Source organism: Bacillus cereus group sp. MYBK79-1 (genome assembly GCF_051915365.1).
Taxonomy (GTDB): domain Bacteria; phylum Bacillota; class Bacilli; order Bacillales; family Bacillaceae_G; genus Bacillus_A.
The window spans coordinates 66,511-84,698 of the sequence record NZ_JBQAEO010000003.1 but is presented as its reverse complement, the minus strand read 5'-3'; the positions used below and the strand labels follow the sequence as shown (position 1 = coordinate 84,698).

Sequence of the window (18,188 nt, the reverse complement as noted above, 5' to 3'; positions counted from 1 at the left end):
ATGTTTTTTATTTACTCTTCATTTCTTTTATATACTGCTTTTCCTCTTCTGACGATAAACGTTCAGTTGCCTTGCCAGTATCTCCACCTTGAAGACTCCATAAAAAGTTATGCTCCTCAACAGTTTGAGAAAAATCTCCTTTTTCCCATCTATTTATAATAGAAAGTAGCTTCGTTTTATATTGAAAACCTACACTATCTTCAATACCTTTCTTTACGTTATAAATTTCTTTTGTTGTCATTTCTACAAACCCCCATTTCTCAGAGGATTTTACCTTTTGGTGTACCATTTTGTGCATAGTAGAGATAATTTCACCTTCGCTAACTTGTGGAGCTTCTTCTGCAACTTTCTTCTCTTTTTCGTTTGCTACTCGCTGGGTTTGAATATTTTTATTTTCTCTTTCTACATATGCCAGCAATTTCTTTCCGCCAACTATAGACGAGATAATTACCATAATTGTAATACATATACTTACGATCCATTTAAAAAGCATTAGCTCTTCATCGCTTCCCTAACAATATGACTATCTACATATTGCTTAAACTTCATGATTTTTCCGTTCTCAAGCTGCCATACATGAACGAATTCTGCTTCAAATGATTTTCCTGTTTCTTTATAAACTCCAGAATACATACCTTCAGCAATAATTACATTTTTTCCGTTTACTTCATGGTACGTATTTACGCTCGCTTTATAATCATCCCATTCTGATCCTAATCGGCTAAATACATTTTCCATTATTGCTTCTACACCTATATATGTTCCGCCGTACGGGAATCCTTCTGCCTCTGTCCATTCTACTTTTTCAGAGAGGGCTTCTGCTAAATGTTTTGCATTCGAAGAGGCTGATCCTTCATATGTACTTCGAATCATTTCTAAATTTGATTTAAGCATGTTATTTCCTCCTATTTTATTTATTTTTTACACAAGACGTAACCAACAAAGTTACATCTTGTGTAAAAAAATATTTAAATTGTTTTATTCTTAACCTACAAGTTGTAATCATTATAGTTACAATTATGATTCAAGTCAACAATTTATAAATAAGTTTTACTTCGTTTTCATTACTTTCTCTTTTACGAAACGATCTACATATCCTTCTGCTTTTACAACGAATAAATACGCACCCATTGCTAATAACGCAAGATCTAATTCATATCCTGGATTCTTTCCATCTCCTAATAAACCTGCTGCTCCATTTACCTTTACGATAGCTCCAGCTAAAATAAGAGCGAATAACAACCCTACATATTTTACGCCTAAACCGATAATTAATAATATACCACCAACTAATTCAACTGTTGCCACGCCATACGCAAGACCGCCTGGTAAGCCAATGCTTGTAAACCATCCTGCTACGTTATCGATACCTGATTGAAACTTCGCTAAACCGTGCGCAAAGAATGTCACTCCTAACACGATGCGAATCATTAAATTCCCAATATATTGGTTCATTTTGAACTCTCCTTTTTGTTTTGTTATGGTGAACTTTTATTTGCAAGTCAAAACAATACGGTATTTCATTTCATTCGTCAAATACTTTTTTTAAGAAAACAAAAAACATTATCCCTTTTACGGATAATGTTTTCTTACAAAATAGCGCTAATTCAAGCTTTTATTCTATCGCACAAAAAAGTTGAAACATTTTTCCAGCTCCAACATAAAGCAATAAAGATAAGTCCTCTTCTACAACCATGCCAACAACATTCACTTTCTCATCTTGAGGCAAATCATGTTTGGCAACTTGCATCTCTCCAGCATATCTACCGTACAATTCATTATCCATTGTAATGCTGCCTTTCTTTCTTACAATGGTATGCACCGGCTGTAACACGACTTTATTTCCTTCTCGTGATTCTACAGAACGAATGACATCACGAGCTGGATCTAGTCTATTTGTATGCACTTGTTCTACCATTTTTAACACTTCACTTTTCTCTATCAATGGCTCGTATCGCAGCGGGATAATCCCTCTACTTGCACTCGCTATCTCTTGTACACTTTCTACACTTCCGCTTATATCCCCGATTAACACCTTATCGACACCACAATGTTGTACAAGTTCTAAGTACGCTTCAAGCGGGCGCATATTGCGGTGCTTTTCTAACGTTGGTAACCCTTCATATAACGGACCTCGTTTTTCACCATCCCCCGGAATAAATGCCATCGTTTTTATTCCGCACTCATGTAAGTATTCGTTTTGTTTTTGTAAAAAGGACTTCGCTAGTCCTGTTTCTGGACGCGGGTAAAAATTATGCCACGCTTCAACATTCTCTACCTGTATCTTTTCAGTGATTAACTCTTTCCAAAATGAATCTGTAATCGTACTCGCATTTAAAGCTACTTTCATTTTATGAGATACGCGTGCGATTTCTTTCGGCGTGATGCCGTAGTCCATTCGTAAACCTGTAATGCCCCAGTTTACTAGCTCTTCCACATTTTCGTACGTCATACCTAAATGGTGTAACGACTTTGGAGAAACATCAACCATTAATTCCATTTCATTTTTGAGAGCTTGCTTCCCAAGTATTTGAATTAACTCTTTATACGTATTTGGATCATCTTCTGGAATGTGCAATGATGTAAAAATAGATGAAAACCCGTTTTCCTTCGCTACTTTTAGCCACTCTTCTTGCTTCTTTACTCGTTCTTTTGCAAGGTAAATTGAAACTCCTATCATATGAATCTCCCTTTCTATGAATAGAAAAAGAGAAAGGAATCCCTTTCTCTATATGTTTTCTGCCATTTCTTCTTTGAATCCGAAGAAGTACGTAAAGATAAATCCGAACGTATATGCCACTACTAATCCAAGGAAATATAATAAATATTTATTATCAGCAATTAATGGAATTAATGATAATCCTGATACGCCAATTCCGAGTGAAGCTGTTTTCATAACTGCTTGGAATGCACCGCCAACTGCTGCACCTAAACAAGCGGTAATAAACGGTTTCCCAAGTGGTAATGTAACCCCATATAATAACGGTTCACCAATCCCTAAAAATCCAACTGGTAATCCACCTTTTATTACGTTACGAAGTCGTTTATTTTTTGTTTTTACATAAATCGCAATTGCTGCTCCTACTTGCCCAGCACCTGCCATTGCTAGTACTGGTAATAAAGGCGTTACGTGCGTTTGATTAATAAATTCCATATGAATCGGTGTTAAACCGTGATGTAATCCGACCATAACGAGAGGTAAAAATGTTCCTGCAAGCACTGCTCCAGCAAACGCTCCGCCAATATTTAAAATACCATTAATTCCACTCGTAATACCATCAGATAAAAAGCCTGCTACCGGCTGAATCGCTAACATCGTTACGATGCTTACAACTAATACAGTAATAAGCGGCGTTACTATAATATCAACTGCATTTGGTACTGCTTTTCGAACTTGTCTTTCCACTACAACCATAAGCCACGCTGCAAAAATAACTGCAAACAATCCGCCCCGCCCGGGTACCATTGCTTCACCAAATAATTTCACATTTGCCATCGCTGGATTGAAAATTAAAATACCCGCAATCGCTCCAAGAACTGGTGTCCCGCCAAATTCTTTCGCTGTATTCCAACCGACTAAAACCCCTAAAAATGTAAAGATACCGCCGCCAATAAGTAGTAACATTTGTAGCCATGTTGCATTCGGATCAGCACCTGCGTTTTTCGCAAAGTTAGCGACCCCATTTATAATTCCTGACGCAACAAGACCCGGAATTAACGGAATGAAAATACTTCCTATTTTTCGTAAAAAGTTTTTCACTGGTGTATTATTTTTCTTCTTCATCTCTGATTTAATCTCTTGACCAATATCTTCAAGATGATGATCTGCAACCTCACCAATTCTTAATCCTGTTAAAACTTCCATTTCGGCTGCTACTTTATTTACCGTTCCTGGACCAACAACAACTTGAAGTGTTTCATCTTCAATGACGCACATAACGCCTTCAACCTTTTTCAAAAGATCCATATTCACTTTACTTTCATCATGAAGCGTTAACCTCAGTCTCGTCATACAATGAGCAATGCCACGAATATTTTTTATTCCCCCAAGTTGCTCTGAAATTTCTTTGGCCATTCTCTCTTCTTTCTTCATAATAGAATTCCCCTCCCTATTATTTTATAGTGCCTTCTTCACAAACCCTTTCGCTTCTTTTAATTTCTCCAGTGCTTCCCCATACTCACACTGCAATAACACCATAACAATCGCAGCTTTCACATTACGTTCTGCCTTTTCATAATACTCTGCCGCTACTTCATAACTAACCCCTGTTGCTTCCACAATAATTCGTTTTGATCGTTCTACTAACTTTTCATTTGTAGATTGAACATCTACCATTAAGTTTTTATATACTTTCCCAACACCAATCATAGAAGCTGTTGAAATCATATTAAGTACTAATTTTTGCGCTGTACCAGCTTTCAAACGCGTTGAGCCTGTTAAAATTTCTGCGCCTGTTTCTACTTCCACGTTTAGTTTTGCATATTTACTTATTTCAGCATTTTTATTACAGGAGATACTAGCTGTACTTGCTCCCACGCTAGCCGCGTACTTCAAACCGCCAATTACGTAAGGGGTTCTACCACTTGCGGCAATACCAATCACTGTATCTTTCTCGTTTAATCCAATACTTTTCAAATCTTCTTCTGCTAACTCTTCGCGATCTTCGGCACCTTCCACCGCCTTAGTAAACGCTTTCAATCCGCCTGCTATAAATCCTTGCACCATTTTATCGTCTGTGCCAAATGTCGGCGGGCATTCCACTGCGTCTAAAATACCTAAACGACCACTCGTACCAGCCCCAATATAAATTAATCGGCCCTCTGCTTCAAAAGATTTAATAACAGTCTGTACAACCTTTTCAATTTGTTCTATCTCTTTTTCAACTACTAACGCAACTGTTCGATCTTCTTCATTCATACTCTGTAACACTTCTTTTATACTCATCTCATCTAGATTCGTCGTTTTCTCATTACGGTGTTCTGTCGATAAATTTTCTAACATATTGCCACCCTCTTTGAAATTATATTTCACACTTTTATTATAACTTTAAGAAATTAAAAATCAATATTACTTTCTTATTTTATGAAATAAAATTTCATAAAATGACATATTTGTGTCAAAGATAATAAAAAAGATGAGTCCCCTCATCTTTTCTTCTACTTTAACTTCCGTAACCGCACTGCTTCTTCTCGCGTCTCCATAAATTGATCCAACACTTTATTACCAATACGATTAAAAGTAATCACATATAAAGCATCAATCATATTCAGCTGTGTCATTCTCGAAGCAATACTCGCAATACGATGATCTTGCTCTACATCTGGCATACAAAGACGAATATCCGCTGCTTTATATAACGGTGATGATTGATCGAGCTTCGTAATTCCGATAACTGTTGCACCTTGTCTCTTCGCATACTGCGCCATTTCAAGTACATCTTTCGTACGACCAGATGTTGAAATCGCAACAAATATATCGCCTTCTTTTAAATTCGTCACAAGCGGTAACATCATATGAAAATCAGATAGCATCATCGCTGTAAATCCGAGCCTTGTAAATTTATAAGCCCCGTCCATCGCCGGAGTAGCTGATCCGCCGACTCCGTAAAAGATAATTTTATCCGCATCTACAATAAGGTCCGCTGCTTTCTCCAGCTCCTTCTTATCTATAGCCGTAACGCTCGCCTCAATGGCAGCTTTATTCACATACGTAACTTTATTAAACAAATCGTACGGTCCATCTTCCGTATTCATCACTGAAAAATCATTAATATTATAATCAGCAATCGTTAATTCACGAACGAGCGCGATTTTAAATGCTTTAAAGCTTCCGATACCAATCGATTTACAAAACCGAACAACACTTGCTTCACTTGCTCCCGCATTCGTTGACACTTCTTTCGTCGTTAAGTTCGGAACAATCTCTGCATTCTCCATTATGTACATGGCAACCTTCTTTTCAGCTGGTGAAAATTGATCCATATTACTTTCAATTTTAAATAGTAACGTTGAAGCTTTCACTATTTAACCTCCACTTCTTACGGTTGCGTATATTCTCTACTATCATTTGTATCATATAGGTAAAAACCATCATTACCAGGTGGATGGTGAACAATTACAGTTCGATCCCCTTTTTTATATGACTTTATTTCACCTTCAGACCGCTGTTTTTCCCAACCACCTAGCCAAATTGCAAAGTCAGATACAAAAGCAGTGTACTTATAGTCTTTTGGGTTTTCGTCTTCTACATAGGAAGAAAAAATAGAAACTGGAAAATCTTTCACTTTTGATTCTTTCCATGCGGTAAATGGTATGCATAGTGCAATAAGTATGATTACACCGATAACCGTCCCCTTCGTAATCTTCACACATTTTCTCCCCTCGACTTATCATATACGTAGATTTTACCATAATTACAACCTATTCAAGCTAATGACTATTGCTTTTACAATAAAAAAAGAGCTTACCTACATGAGATAAGCTCTTACTCTCTATACAAAATACTTCTTCAAAAGCGGTGGTGTAATAATCGTCGTTAATATAACAACAATAACAACCGCTGTGAAATTTTCTTTCGCTAATAAATTCGCCGCAAGTCCATTCGCTGCGATGATAAGTGCCACTTCTCCGCGCGATACCATCCCCGCACCGATACTAATAGAAGATTGAAGGTTGAATCCTGTTAGTCTTGCACCTAAACCTGATCCGATTAACTTTGTAAAAATTGCAATAAGCGTCATAATGATAATGAACCAAATCTGGCTTCCGATACCTTGAAATGTAATTTCCATTCCGATACTTACGAAGAACACTGGTACAAATATCGCATAAGCAATTGGCTCAATTTTATGTTCTACCTCGTGCTTATACTCTGTTTGCGAAATGGCAATTCCTGCTGCAAATGCTCCGATAATACCTGCAATCCCCATCATTTCACTGTAATACGAAAAAGAGAAACAAATAATAAGAGCTGCACTAATTAATGCTTCTGTTACGCGAAGTGGTACGAGCATTTTCATAATCCATGGAACAACTTTCCAAGAAATGAAAACGATACTTACAAAAAAGATAATTTTCTTTGCAATGACAAGCGTTACATTTACATCTTGTGTACCTAAAAAGCTCATCACAAATGCTAATAAAATAACAACAATTACATCATCAAATACAGCTGCACCTAAAATCGTCGTACTTTCTCTCGTATTCATTTTCCCTAAATCTCTTAATGTTTGAACAGAAATACTAACCGAAGTAGCACAAAGTAATAACCCTAAAAAGATCGCATGTGACTGTAACATTCCAAACGCAAGTCCCGCTAAATATCCACCAAGGAATGGGAAAATAATTCCTCCCATCGCTACTGCGAATGCAGATTTCAAATTCCGATTTAACTCTTCTAAATCTGTTTCAAGCCCTGCCATAAACATAAGTAGTAAAACACCAATCTCACTTAGTTCATCGATCAATTCAGAACTATTAATAATACCGAGTACAGCCGGACCGATAATAATACCAACAATTAATTTACCAAGTACAGAAGGCTGGCCGAGTCTCACACTAATATCGCCAGCTAATTTCGTACAAAGTAAAATGACAACAAGTTCAAAATAAAATAACATAGCATCTGCTCCTACTTTACTTTAATCAGTGGGTCGTTAACCCTCGTCCATTCCTGCCAGTAGTTTCCCCTATTCATTCGCATTTTATTTGTCGCATTTTTATTTGACAAAATATTCTGAATTATATTAAGATTAATCCAGCAATTTTAAAAACTATATACCATAACTGTACCTCCATTTACTTACATACTCTTTTCTAGTGGGCTCCTACTATATTCGCAGTTATGGAAATGAAAAAACGGGGGGAGAGTCCAAAGTGAAGTCATTATTACGAAAAAAAGCGCTTAGTACTGAATCACCACGGCAGTTAAATAGAACATTAACTGCACTTGATTTAACGTTTTTAGGAATTGGCGCCGTAATTGGCACAGGGATCTTTGTATTAACAGGTATTGTCGCAGCGAAACATTCTGGTCCTGGTATTATGTTATCATTCCTTATTGCTGCATTTACTTGTGCTTGTGTAGCCTTTTGCTATGCCGAATTTGCTTCTTCTATTCCTGTCTCAGGAAGTGTGTATACTTACGCATACATGACAGTCGGAGAAGTCGTCGCCTTCATCGTCGGCTGGTGTTTAATGCTCGAATATTTACTTGCAGTCGCGGCAGTAGCTGTCGGTTGGTCTGGTTATTTACAATCTTTACTACAAGGATTTAACATCCATCTGCCCGCCATAATCGCCTCGGCCCCTGGCGTAGGAAAAGGTGGCATTATCGATTTACCAGCTGTTTGTATTTTACTACTCATTACTGGTCTATTAAGTTTCGGTATACGCGAAAGCGCACGCATTAATAATATTATGGTTCTTATCAAGTTAGCTGTTATTATCGCCTTTATCGTAGCAGGCGCAAAATATGTAAAACCTGAAAATTGGACGCCGTTCATTCCTTTCGGGTACGACGGTATCATTACTGGGGCTGCCACTGTATTCTTCGCCTTTTTAGGCTTTGATGCAATTGCAACCGCGGCGGAAGAAACGAAAAAGCCACAGCGTGATTTGCCAATTGGTATTATCGGTTCCCTTCTTATTTGTACTGTCTTATATATGATTGTATCTTTCGTTTTAACAGGAATGGTTCCGTATACACAATTAGACGTTTCTGATCCAGTTGCATTTGCCTTACATTTCGTTGGCGAAGATACAATTGCTGGACTACTCGCTGTTGGAGCGATGACTGGAATGACAACCGTTCTCCTAGTCGTTATGTATGGACAAGTTCGCGTTTCTTATGCGATGAGCCGCGACGGTCTACTTCCAAAAGCGCTAGCACGTGTAAATAAAAGAGTAAAAATCCCTTTATTAAACACGTGGATCACTGGCGTTGTTGCCGCTTTATTAGCAGGACTTTTAGATCTACACGTATTAGCTAATTTAGTGAACATCGGTACGTTAACAGCCTTTACATTCGTTTGTTGTGCGGTACTTATTTTACGAAAAACACATCCTGACTTAAAACGCGGATTCCGCACACCTTTCGTACCTGTATTACCAGTTGTCGCGATTCTTTGCTGTTTATATTTAATGATTAATTTGTCTAAAACGACATGGATTAGCTTTATAGCTTGGCTTATAGTCGGCTTATGCTTCTATTTCTTCTACTCTAGAAAGCATAGTCATTTAGCTACTGAAAAAACAAATGATGGACAGAAAAAAGCATAACAAAATAGCTCGCCGGTAAAACGGCGAGCTATTTTTCTGTACTATTATATTTTCTCGTTAACGATTGTAAAATGAAAAATATGCCGATGCAAGCTGTAAACGATGCCCAATTCCCTATTGGTGTAGAATATTTAAAAACGCCAATACCTACAAGCACGATGAAAAGGATCACCTGATATATGAGCTTCCACTTTTGCATATAGTCCCTCCTTTACTTCGTTCCCTTCTTTTTCTTCTTCCATGCATTTAGGCTGTCAAAGAAGAAATTAATAAATAACGTGCCTAAACCCGCTAATAAAAACGTCATTAAAAATAGAACCCATATACTTTTTTCTTTTAAGAAATAATATCCTACAAGGAGCACAACCGCGATCCATACATATTCAAGAATTCTTTTTAGCTTTTTCTCTTCCAAATTATTCGCTCCTTCATTCTATGCTACTTTTAGTATAACAAAAAAGAAGCCTATCATGATAAGCTTCTTTTTCTTCTCTCTTATTTGTTTATGCTTTTTTCAACGAGTGAAATCGCATATTCTACCGTACGATTCATCGTTTCTACTTGTGCATCTTTTACTTTCGCATCTTTTAACACAGCTTCTGCCACTGTAATTTTTTGACTCAATGATTTCACTGAACCGTCCGTTACATTTGCAGCTTGCGCTTTTTTCACTACTGCTTTTGCAGATTCAATATTGATTTGTAATTTTTCTTTCGGTGTTTTCGGTTGTTCTTCTGCCACTTTTGATTGTACAAATGTTACATTAGCTGTTTTTAATTCGTTATACGTTTGAACGATTTGCTCTCCAGTACTTCCTACATTTTCAAATGCTTGCTTTGCAGTGTTATAGCTTTTCTCTAGTTCTTGAAATGCTGCTTTTGAATATTGACCTGGTTTGTCACCAAACTCATACGTACCAGCTAACACTTCTTTTACTTTTCCAAGCTCTTCATATAACGCGTTTACTTCTTCTAACTTTGTACGGTTAGAAAACTCATTATACGCTGCTAACACTTCTGAAGAACTTAACGCTTTACTATATAATTTCGCAAGCGCAATTTGTCCATTTAACGGAATACCGCCATTCCCGTTGCTATCTGGATCTGCCCCAAGTGCAAATGGTACGTTCGGGTGATATACTTTCCCTGTAGCTGGTTGGCTATTTACTTTTTTACCATCTACGTAAATAGCTACTTCACTTCCATTATACGTTCCAGTTAAATGGTACGTTTTATTTGCTGCTAATTGAACCCCAACACGCTTATAGCTACCGCCAATATGAGCCCATAATTCAACATATCCACTTCCTGTAGACTCAAAACCAATTCCGCCGCTCTCTGTATTTTGTAAAATACCTTGTCCACGGATTTGATTCATTGAAAATACAGTTTCTAACGTAAACGTATTTGCTACTTTCTCTTTTTGTGCTGCTGAAAATGGAAGGTATCCAAATGTATTTGCTTGTCCATTCAATTTCATTACACTTGTTTTTAAAGCTTTATCGTATGCAATAGATACATTCCCTTTTACATCGCCTTTCGTTCCAAACGATGAGTTATCTTTAAATGTACCATCTAAAAAATTCACATCAAAGACGTCTGCCTTTGGTACTTTTACATTCGGATCAATATTATCTTTTTTCGTAGTGATTTCTGCTGTTAACGGCTGTACACTTTCATTGCCAAATGAATCAATCGCAACGACTTCAAGTGTATATGTTTTCCCACCATCTAATCCTGCCAGTGTAAATGTCAGTTCTTTCGGCACTGGGTCACGATAAAACTCTGAGAATGCCAACAATTTATTCTTTATTTCACCCGTTTGCTTATCTCTAGCTTGTACACGATAAGAATGAACAAGGAGATTGTCCAATGCTTGCATGAATGTTACTGTCGCTGCATTTTCTGTTACATTTGATACTGATAACTTCGCATCTTTTGCAAAGTTAGGCTTTTCTTTATCACGATCTTCTACATGTGTAAATGTTTCTTTCTTTGATGGCAACTGAATTTTCCACGGTTCGCCTGTCCAAGAATTTGTATGGAAATCGCGTCGATTAATCGTTACTTCTTTATCATCTACTTCTACTAATAAACCTTGACTTAACGTACTTGCTCCTGGTGGGATATTCCCTTGTACTTTACCACCTTCAACTTCCATATAGCTTACAGAAGATGTACCAACTGATGTAAAATCTTTTTGATGAATCGATCTTGGGTCATCTAACGGATAGTGTGAATGGCCAGAAAACGTAATAACTTGTGGGTACTGTTTTAATACCTCATTAATTTTTGCACTATCTTGTGTTCCCCATTCATGACTACCGTATACTGTCTCTTTAATGTGTTGATGTAAAAATACGAAAATCGGTTTTTCTGGGTCATCTTTTTGTGCTTTCGTCATCTCTTCTTTTAACCAATTAATTTGCTTATCTGAATAATATCCATGAGTTGTCCCGTTCTCTGGAGACATAACAAGAAAGTGATACCCTTTCACCACTTTATGATAATAAATCGATTCCATTCCTGTTTTTTCTAAGAAACGCTTCTGCGCTCCCTCTACAGATAAACCGTTCCAATAATCATGGTTTCCTAGAGAATTCATGCGTACTGCATCTTTATTTGCATTTTCATTGTATACTTGCATGAAACGATCATATTGCTGCAGTGACCCTGTATCTGTGAAATCACCTACGATAACAAACGCATCTTGCTTTGGTGCAAGCGTATTGAGCTGTTCAATCGCTCGTTTCCAGCGAAACGTATCATCCGTTCCACTATTTTTAATATGTACATCACTTACAACTGGAAAAACGATCTTCTTTTCACTTGGTGCCTTTTCTTGCTTCTTCTCTTCCGCTTTGACTGATGTACTCCACGGAAATGATACGAATGCTAATACAAAAACCATTAATAATCCAATAAGACCTTTTACTTTTCGTAAAGCTGTTCTTTCCACGTGAATCCTCCTCATAATAATTGATTCATTACAAGGGCTATTTTATCTAAAACATGTTAATGTCGTTTAAATAACAAATGAATTTTATTAGATTTTTGTAAATATACAGTTAATTAGAGGTTAAGTCCAACATTCCCCGTACTTGTATACAACCACCTTTTGTCTAAAAGAGTCTAATCATTCTTTTCCTATGACTATTCACATATAATCTTTTCTATAACAATAATAATAAGTTAAAGTTTAAGCCTATTAGACAATCTTAATTTTTAAAATTTTCTTCTTTTCTTAACACATCGGCCATGCTTCTACATTTAATAGTAGTAAAAGACAACTTAAAAAGGAGGGGTTGTATTGAAGAATAAAAAAAACATTGGCTGTTTCGCTCCTTTATCTATCATTTGTCCAGACCCTTGTCCACCGCCCCCTCCTCCAAATCCAAGTTGTGAGCGAGTAACAAATGAATTTGCAGGGAATTTCCTCATAACTAACAACACCATCCCCTCTACCAAAGATGCACTACAATCAATGATACTGTGGCAAAGTGATGGGATACTACTTATATCAGGTACTGTCTCGGTTTACAATAGTACTAGCAGCACAGAAGCAATTACAATTCAAATTGTTGGAGCAGTAACCAATATTTTTACTGTGTTTCCCGGCAATACGATATCTTACACAGGAAAAGACTTGCAATCAGTCAGTATTATTAATATACAAAGTAATCCTTCACTATATTTAGAAGGCAAGTACTGTTGCCAATTTACATGTTGCTTATAGAATACCAATTTCATTACTTTCTCAATTAAAAAAAGCATACCATTTACGGTATGCTTTTTTATGAAATCGGATAACGTACAGTAATACAAAACTCTCCTTGATTAACAGTTGTTCCTGTCGTAGTAATTCGAACAGTCGTAAAATATCGGACAGTGAAAGTACCACTACTTTGTGGTTGTACAGTAATTGTGTCAACTACTGTTGCACCTACTAAAAAGTCAACTGTAATCGGAGCAGCCCCTACATCATATTTCACGTATCCTGAACCATATACTTCTTGTGTAATATTATTCGTATATACAATTTGAGTACCAGCACCTGTAATAGACCAGTCTGTACATACTTGATCTTGCACAAGTGTTTTATTAGAACAACAAGACAAACCGGAACTTCTCATTCCCATTTCAATCCTCTCCTATTCTACTATGAAAGTGGATAGCGTGTTGTAATACAAAATTCTCCCTGATACGTTCCAGCAGGTGTTGCAGGTAACACAACTTGTATACTATCAAATCGGCGATACGTAAAAGCGATACTCGTTCCTGGGTTTAATATTTGTGTATCAATTGTAGCCCCAGCAGAATCAAGCGCTTCTACAGTAATTGGACCTGGACCAACATCATATTTAACAAAACCAGTACCAACTACATTTTGGTTAATATTATTTGTATAAAGAACATTATCAATTGCTGTTGCAACTACAGTAGCAGACCACGGACTACACACTTTATCTTGTACATAATTTTTATCTGGACAACAAGTTAATGCTGACCCCGAGCACTCACAAGACATAGTTGTTTCCCCTCTCTCTTTTATATTCCCTATATGTGTATGTCCTTTAGAGTCTTTTGCCTGTACTATTCATCTATTTTCAAAAAATAAGACAACTCCTGCACTAATGTCTAGATAGATTCCGTTCTGTTTCTTTTTTTCATAAATTTATAGATTAAAATACCACCTACAACAATAACTACGACTAGTAATATCGGTAGCATATATTGGCCAACAACATCAGCAGCCTTTGCCCAATGCGGACCTAACTTCATTCCAAAATAGACATATAAAGTCGTTAACGGGAACATTGCTACAAATGTATATATGCTAAATTTCCATATGTTCATTTTCGCCATACCACATGGAACAGAAATAAGCGTTCGAACTCCTGGCACAAAGCGTCCAACAAATGCTACAACTGGTCCATATTTCTCAAAGAAATCATCTGCTTTTTGAATTTGTTCTTCTTTAATAAAGAAGTATTTCCCGTACTTTATTAATAGAGGACGACCACCGTAATAACCGAGTGCGTATAACGTTAATGGTCCTGTCGTTCCGCCAAGTGTCCCAGCTAATACAGCTAACCAAAAATTCATATCACCCTCGTATACCCAATATCCAACCATGGGCAAAACAACTTCTGCTGGAATAAATTCAAACGTTAATGCTAGTACAACTCCAAAATAAGAAAACTGCTTTAAAAACTCGATTATATCTAAAATCATTTGCTCCATATTTTTAACTCCTATCCTACGTTTACATTATGCTTTTCTTGTAATTGCACTGGCGCCATCTTTACAATTCGGTTCAAAATAAATAACACAATTCCAATATCATCTAAAATACCGATAAACGGCAGGAAGTCTGGAATGAAATCAAGCGGCATCGCTACATACCCAACTAAAAAAGCAACAGATAAAATTTTCTTCTTTATTGAAACCTCTTTTGAAGTAAAAAAGTCAAATAGGAATGGAACGAAACGGCGAACATGAAATACAACTCTTAATCTACTAATAAGTTTTTTCATTTTTATTTCTCCTCTCTTTGTATACAAAAAGGACCCTACCAAATATATGGTAAGGGTCCTCAAAAAGACAATAAGGGGCCTTTACCATTGCTGGTAAAGGTCTCACTAACAACGAAACGTTGCCAATAAAGCCGAGGGTTTCTCCCTGTAATGACGACTTTACTGTAATAAGTTACTCCCCTTTATATACACAATTTTATACAATCACATTAAAATATTTGCCTAAGCTTGTCAATATTTTTTTCATTCGACATCCAGATTATTACATTGTAAAAGGCTCTCTTCCCTGTTCTCTATGGAAAGGAATTGGAGTATATAACCATCTGGATCACGAAATATTATTTTAACTTCTTCACCACGGCGCTCTTCTACAAATGATATGTGATAAAACGCTAACTTTTTCTTTAATCGCTCAATATTTGTGGTTTTTAACAATAGTTCTTTCACTGATGATATAACGGTCTCTCTATGTTCTCCTAGTCCCCTGTTTACAACAAAACAAATTCTCGTTGAACCGATATCATACCACACACCTGTTACACGTATTTGTGGCCTCTCCTTGCTCGGTTTAAACCCTAGAATTCCTTCATAAAAATATAATGTTTCCTTTAAGTTTTTGGATTCTAATACAATACATGTTGTAACACTTTCCATCCGCACTCCCCCTGCCCCTTTTAGTTTTCTATATGAGTCATAATTTACAATTATGTACGAATACACTATGTAGTGATGAATATTTCATTTATAAAGGAGGCGTGTAACATGGATAAATTTATGAAATCTTACATACCTTATCACGGTCCCAATGATCCTTGTCCTCCAATTGGAAAGAAATATTACTCAACTCCCCCACACCTATTTATGGGCTTTCAACCACCTAACTTACCACAATTCCCACCAAAAGAAGCTTTAAGAAAAGGAACTCTATGGCCTGCTTTTTATGATTATTATGAAAACCCTTATAAAAAAGGACGGTGAATAACAACGTGACACAAACATTGCCTGATGAATATTACAAATGGATTGAAGAACTACAAGAACTCGACTTTGTCTTAGTTGAACTTACTCTCTATTTAGATACGCACCCCGATGATACCGCAGCTATAAATCAATTTAATGACTTCTCCTATAAGCGAAGAGTATTACAACAAAAAATTGAAGAAAAATACGGGCCACTTCAGCAGTTCGGAAATAGTTATTCTAACGCTCCATGGGAATGGAGCAAAGGACCGTGGCCATGGCAAATATAAAGGAGAGACAATATGTGGATTTATGAAAAAAAGTTACAATATCCAGTTAAAGTGAGTACTTGTAATCCAGCACTGGCAAAATTATTAGTCGAACAATATGGCGGTGCGGACGGCGAACTAGCTGCTGCTCTTCGCTACTTAAATCAACGTTATACCATTCCTGACAAAGTGGTTGGCTTACTAACCGACATTGGCACCGAAGAATTCGCGCATCTAGAAATGATTGCGACAATGATTTATAAATTAACAAAAGATGCAACACCAGAGCAAATGAAAGCTGCTGGATTAGACGCACAGTACGCTAATCATGATAGTGCTTTGTTTTATCATAATGCTGGCGGTGTTCCTTTTACTGCTACTTACATTCAAGCAAAGGGAGACCCTATCGCAGATTTATATGAAGATATTGCTGCTGAAGAGAAAGCAAGAGCAACTTATCAATGGCTCATTGATTTATCTGACGATCCTGACATAAATGACAGCTTACGATTTTTACGTGAACGAGAAATTGTCCATTCACAACGTTTCCGAGAAGCTGTAGAAATTTTAAAAGAAGAACGCGATCGAAAAATTTATTTTTAATACACGTATCCTAGCGATATGTGTTTTTTTACGTTAAAAGTTAAATCCTTCCTATTAAAGATATAAATAGTATATTTATTCGATTTAATGCATTATTTTTTAATATTTTCAAAATTCCCTATTGCTTTCTAGTCATCAGACCTTTAAAATAGTAACAGTTACTCGACAAATTATTTGAATTTTCGACAAAAACACTCATTAGGAGGATTTTCTTTATATGCGTACAACTTTAAAACCAGCGCAAATACTTTCGATTAGTTTATTACTATTCGCGGTTTTCTTCGGTGCTGGTAATATGATTTTCCCGCCCCTTCTCGGTCTTTCTTCCGGAGAAAATATGTGGATTTCCATTACAGGATTTATTATTACAGACGTCGGTTTATCTTTACTTGCTATCGTCGCTGTTGCCCTTGCCGGTGGTAGTTTTAATACTTTAGCAAGCCGTGTTCATCCAAAATTCGCAGCAATATTCGCTATCATTATTTATCTTTCAATCGGCCCACTATTTGTTATTCCACGAACTGGATCTGTATCTTACGAAATTGGGATTGCACCACTTTTCCCGGACCAATGGTACTCTATGTTAGTCTTTAGTGCAATTTTCTTTACAGTCGTCTACTTCTTATCATTAAATCCATCAAAATTAGTAGATCATATCGGAAAAATATTAACGCCAATTTTACTTGGAATTATTGCAATTATGGCAACAAAAGCAATTCTTTCACCAGGAACGTTTGCAGAACCTGTTGGTGACTATAAAGAAATTCCATTTTTCAAAGGATTTCTTGAAGGATTTTTAACGTTAGATGCAATTGGAGCACTTGTATTATCAACAATTGTTGTAAATGCAATTCGTCAAAACGGTATACAAGAGAAGAAATCGATTGCAAAATATACAATTATTTGCGGAAGTATCGCAGCTCTATTCTTAACAATTGTTTATTTCTTACTCGGTTATATTGGCGCTTCAAACGGCAATATAGGACAATTCGAAAACGGTGGTCAACTATTAGCTACTGTTATGTACCAATTCTTTGGGACAAGCGGTAATGTTTTATTAAGCATCGCCATTATCTTTGCTTGTTTAACAACAGCAATTGGTGTTGTAAGTGCATTCGCCAATTATTTCGCAACAGTACTTACAAACGTTTCATATAAGAAGCTTGTACTATACGTTTGTATCTTTAGCTTCGTTATTTCAAACTTAGGATTAAGCCTACTAATAAAAATTACATTACCTGTATTAATCATTTTGTATCCAATTACAATCATTTTAATTTTCGTATCATTTATTGATAAATATACGAAACGTAAACCTTCTGTCTACATCGGAGCAATGATCGCTGCATTCATTATTAGCTGTATTCATGCACTTGATAATGTGGAAATGATACCAAACTTTATCGCTAATATCGTACACACCATTCCTTTTTACAACTTAGGAATCGGCTGGATTATTCCAGCAATCATCGGTGGCATAATCGGGTACTATATTCCGCAAACAGAAGCTGAAGGTGAAGTTTCTACAAAATAAAGAAAAG

Annotated in this window: 23 protein-coding genes; 6 read left to right on the top strand and 17 right to left on the bottom strand. The window is 36.5% G+C overall.

Annotation, left to right across the window (positions count from 1 at the left end; all coding sequences use genetic code 11):
- Positions 1-7: 7 nt before the first annotated feature.
- The 9 genes from ACTFOB_RS07320 to ACTFOB_RS07280 all read right to left on the bottom strand — a co-directional run bounded on the left by ACTFOB_RS07320 (position 8) and on the right by ACTFOB_RS07280 (position 7,619).
- A complete protein-coding gene (locus ACTFOB_RS07320) occupies positions 8-493 on the bottom strand; it encodes a PRK06770 family protein (protein ID WP_440028459.1) in 486 nt (161 codons plus the stop codon).
- Positions 493-894, bottom strand: a complete 402-nt coding sequence (locus ACTFOB_RS07315; RefSeq protein WP_440028456.1) for a nuclear transport factor 2 family protein — start codon at positions 892-894, stop codon at positions 493-495. Before ACTFOB_RS07315 ends, ACTFOB_RS07320 begins: the two co-directional genes overlap by 1 nt.
- A 156-nt stretch (positions 895-1,050) precedes the next feature.
- Entirely contained in the window at positions 1,051-1,455 is a 405-nt protein-coding gene (locus ACTFOB_RS07310) for a DoxX family protein (protein ID WP_440028453.1), read from the bottom strand.
- A 160-nt stretch (positions 1,456-1,615) separates the two neighbouring features.
- Positions 1,616-2,680, bottom strand: a complete 1,065-nt coding sequence (locus ACTFOB_RS07305) for a DUF871 domain-containing protein (RefSeq protein ID WP_440028450.1) — start codon at positions 2,678-2,680, stop codon at positions 1,616-1,618.
- 48 nt (positions 2,681-2,728) lie between these two features.
- Entirely contained in the window at positions 2,729-4,093 is a 1,365-nt protein-coding gene (locus ACTFOB_RS07300; protein WP_440028448.1) for a PTS transporter subunit EIIC, read from the bottom strand.
- 24 nt (positions 4,094-4,117) lie between these two features.
- Entirely contained in the window at positions 4,118-5,002 is an 885-nt protein-coding gene (gene murQ / locus ACTFOB_RS07295; protein WP_440028446.1) for an N-acetylmuramic acid 6-phosphate etherase, read from the bottom strand.
- Between the two features lie 155 nt (positions 5,003-5,157).
- On the bottom strand, positions 5,158-6,021 hold the full coding sequence (locus ACTFOB_RS07290; RefSeq protein WP_440028443.1) for a MurR/RpiR family transcriptional regulator: 864 nt from the start codon (positions 6,019-6,021) through the stop codon (positions 5,158-5,160).
- Positions 6,022-6,038: 17 nt separating this feature from the next.
- Positions 6,039-6,368 carry an outer surface protein gene (locus ACTFOB_RS07285; RefSeq protein WP_440028440.1) on the bottom strand — a complete coding sequence of 110 codons (330 nt, stop codon included), beginning with the start codon at positions 6,366-6,368 and terminating at the stop codon, positions 6,039-6,041.
- A gap of 123 nt (positions 6,369-6,491) precedes the next feature.
- Positions 6,492-7,619: a cation:proton antiporter gene (locus ACTFOB_RS07280; protein WP_151631555.1), complete on the bottom strand. Its 1,128-nt coding sequence runs from the start codon at positions 7,617-7,619 to the stop codon at positions 6,492-6,494.
- Positions 7,620-7,875: 256 nt separating this feature from the next.
- On the opposite strand from ACTFOB_RS07280, the gene ACTFOB_RS07275 reads away from it, so the two are divergent.
- Positions 7,876-9,279 (top strand): amino acid permease, encoded by a 1,404-nt coding sequence (locus tag ACTFOB_RS07275; RefSeq protein WP_440028436.1) that lies wholly within the window; start codon positions 7,876-7,878, stop codon positions 9,277-9,279.
- Between the two features lie 28 nt (positions 9,280-9,307).
- On the opposite strand, the gene ACTFOB_RS07270 is transcribed toward ACTFOB_RS07275, so the two are convergent.
- From ACTFOB_RS07270 to ACTFOB_RS07260, 3 genes are all read right to left on the bottom strand, one after another.
- Positions 9,308-9,478 (bottom strand): hypothetical protein, encoded by a 171-nt coding sequence (locus tag ACTFOB_RS07270; protein WP_440028433.1) that lies wholly within the window; start codon positions 9,476-9,478, stop codon positions 9,308-9,310.
- Positions 9,479-9,490: 12 nt separating this feature from the next.
- Positions 9,491-9,694, bottom strand: a complete 204-nt coding sequence (locus ACTFOB_RS07265) for a hypothetical protein (protein WP_000391504.1) — start codon at positions 9,692-9,694, stop codon at positions 9,491-9,493.
- An 80-nt stretch (positions 9,695-9,774) separates the two neighbouring features.
- A complete protein-coding gene (locus ACTFOB_RS07260) occupies positions 9,775-12,237 on the bottom strand; it encodes a LamG-like jellyroll fold domain-containing protein (RefSeq protein WP_440028429.1) in 2,463 nt (820 codons plus the stop codon).
- 351 nt (positions 12,238-12,588) lie between these two features.
- Between ACTFOB_RS07260 and ACTFOB_RS07255 the strand changes: the two genes are divergently transcribed.
- Complete coding sequence (locus ACTFOB_RS07255) at positions 12,589-13,014, top strand: S-Ena type endospore appendage (RefSeq protein WP_078184515.1); 426 nt, start codon at positions 12,589-12,591, stop codon at positions 13,012-13,014.
- Positions 13,015-13,072: 58 nt separating this feature from the next.
- Here the strand turns inward: ACTFOB_RS07255 and ACTFOB_RS07250 are convergent, their stop codons facing one another.
- From ACTFOB_RS07250 to ACTFOB_RS07230, 5 genes are all read right to left on the bottom strand, one after another.
- Positions 13,073-13,417 (bottom strand): DUF3992 domain-containing protein, encoded by a 345-nt coding sequence (locus ACTFOB_RS07250; protein ID WP_000525802.1) that lies wholly within the window; start codon positions 13,415-13,417, stop codon positions 13,073-13,075.
- A gap of 20 nt (positions 13,418-13,437) precedes the next feature.
- Positions 13,438-13,806 (bottom strand): DUF3992 domain-containing protein, encoded by a 369-nt coding sequence (locus tag ACTFOB_RS07245; RefSeq protein WP_001277539.1) that lies wholly within the window; start codon positions 13,804-13,806, stop codon positions 13,438-13,440.
- A 110-nt stretch (positions 13,807-13,916) separates the two neighbouring features.
- Entirely contained in the window at positions 13,917-14,522 is a 606-nt protein-coding gene (locus tag ACTFOB_RS07240) for a DedA family protein (RefSeq protein ID WP_440028424.1), read from the bottom strand.
- 11 nt (positions 14,523-14,533) lie between these two features.
- On the bottom strand, positions 14,534-14,815 hold the full coding sequence (locus ACTFOB_RS07235; RefSeq protein WP_000733849.1) for a YkvA family protein: 282 nt from the start codon (positions 14,813-14,815) through the stop codon (positions 14,534-14,536).
- Between the two features lie 243 nt (positions 14,816-15,058).
- Entirely contained in the window at positions 15,059-15,469 is a 411-nt protein-coding gene (locus tag ACTFOB_RS07230) for a VOC family protein (RefSeq protein WP_440028420.1), read from the bottom strand.
- A gap of 108 nt (positions 15,470-15,577) precedes the next feature.
- On the opposite strand from ACTFOB_RS07230, the gene ACTFOB_RS07225 reads away from it, so the two are divergent.
- The 4 genes from ACTFOB_RS07225 to brnQ2 all read left to right on the top strand — a co-directional run bounded on the left by ACTFOB_RS07225 (position 15,578) and on the right by brnQ2 (position 18,181).
- A complete protein-coding gene (locus ACTFOB_RS07225) occupies positions 15,578-15,793 on the top strand; it encodes a spore coat associated protein CotJA (RefSeq protein ID WP_426832533.1) in 216 nt (71 codons plus the stop codon).
- Between the two features lie 8 nt (positions 15,794-15,801).
- Positions 15,802-16,065, top strand: coding sequence for a spore coat protein CotJB (locus ACTFOB_RS07220; RefSeq protein ID WP_136699588.1), 264 nt, complete (start codon positions 15,802-15,804; stop codon positions 16,063-16,065).
- A 12-nt stretch (positions 16,066-16,077) separates the two neighbouring features.
- Positions 16,078-16,647 (top strand): spore coat protein CotJC, encoded by a 570-nt coding sequence (gene cotJC, locus ACTFOB_RS07215; RefSeq protein ID WP_002170510.1) that lies wholly within the window; start codon positions 16,078-16,080, stop codon positions 16,645-16,647.
- 217 nt (positions 16,648-16,864) lie between these two features.
- On the top strand, positions 16,865-18,181 hold the full coding sequence (gene brnQ2, locus ACTFOB_RS07210) for a branched-chain amino acid transport system II carrier protein BrnQ2 (protein ID WP_440028415.1): 1,317 nt from the start codon (positions 16,865-16,867) through the stop codon (positions 18,179-18,181).
- Positions 18,182-18,188 lie beyond the last annotated feature (7 nt).

Bases quoted from the DNA above. Each gene is read 5' to 3' on its own strand.
- ACTFOB_RS07320 (WP_440028459.1), bottom strand. From the start codon at position 493: ATGCTTTTTAAATGGATCGTAAGTATATGTATTACAATTATGGTAATT.
- ACTFOB_RS07315 (WP_440028456.1), bottom strand. From the start codon at position 894: ATGCTTAAATCAAATTTAGAAATGATTCGAAGTACATATGAAGGATCA.
- ACTFOB_RS07310 (WP_440028453.1), bottom strand. From the start codon at position 1,455: ATGAACCAATATATTGGGAATTTAATGATTCGCATCGTGTTAGGAGTG.
- ACTFOB_RS07305 (WP_440028450.1), bottom strand. From the start codon at position 2,680: ATGATAGGAGTTTCAATTTACCTTGCAAAAGAACGAGTAAAGAAGCAA.
- ACTFOB_RS07300 (WP_440028448.1), bottom strand. From the start codon at position 4,093: ATGAAGAAAGAAGAGAGAATGGCCAAAGAAATTTCAGAGCAACTTGGG.
- murQ (WP_440028446.1), bottom strand. From the start codon at position 5,002: ATGTTAGAAAATTTATCGACAGAACACCGTAATGAGAAAACGACGAAT.
- ACTFOB_RS07280 (WP_151631555.1), bottom strand. From the start codon at position 7,619: ATGTTATTTTATTTTGAACTTGTTGTCATTTTACTTTGTACGAAATTA.
- ACTFOB_RS07270 (WP_440028433.1), bottom strand. From the start codon at position 9,478: ATGCAAAAGTGGAAGCTCATATATCAGGTGATCCTTTTCATCGTGCTT.
- ACTFOB_RS07250 (WP_000525802.1), bottom strand. From the start codon at position 13,417: ATGGGAATGAGAAGTTCCGGTTTGTCTTGTTGTTCTAATAAAACACTT.
- ACTFOB_RS07245 (WP_001277539.1), bottom strand. From the start codon at position 13,806: ATGTCTTGTGAGTGCTCGGGGTCAGCATTAACTTGTTGTCCAGATAAA.
- ACTFOB_RS07240 (WP_440028424.1), bottom strand. From the start codon at position 14,522: ATGGAGCAAATGATTTTAGATATAATCGAGTTTTTAAAGCAGTTTTCT.
- ACTFOB_RS07235 (WP_000733849.1), bottom strand. From the start codon at position 14,815: ATGAAAAAACTTATTAGTAGATTAAGAGTTGTATTTCATGTTCGCCGT.
- ACTFOB_RS07230 (WP_440028420.1), bottom strand. From the start codon at position 15,469: ATGGAAAGTGTTACAACATGTATTGTATTAGAATCCAAAAACTTAAAG.
- ACTFOB_RS07225 (WP_426832533.1), top strand. From the start codon at position 15,578: ATGGATAAATTTATGAAATCTTACATACCTTATCACGGTCCCAATGAT.
- cotJC (WP_002170510.1), top strand. From the start codon at position 16,078: ATGTGGATTTATGAAAAAAAGTTACAATATCCAGTTAAAGTGAGTACT.
- brnQ2 (WP_440028415.1), top strand. From the start codon at position 16,865: ATGCGTACAACTTTAAAACCAGCGCAAATACTTTCGATTAGTTTATTA.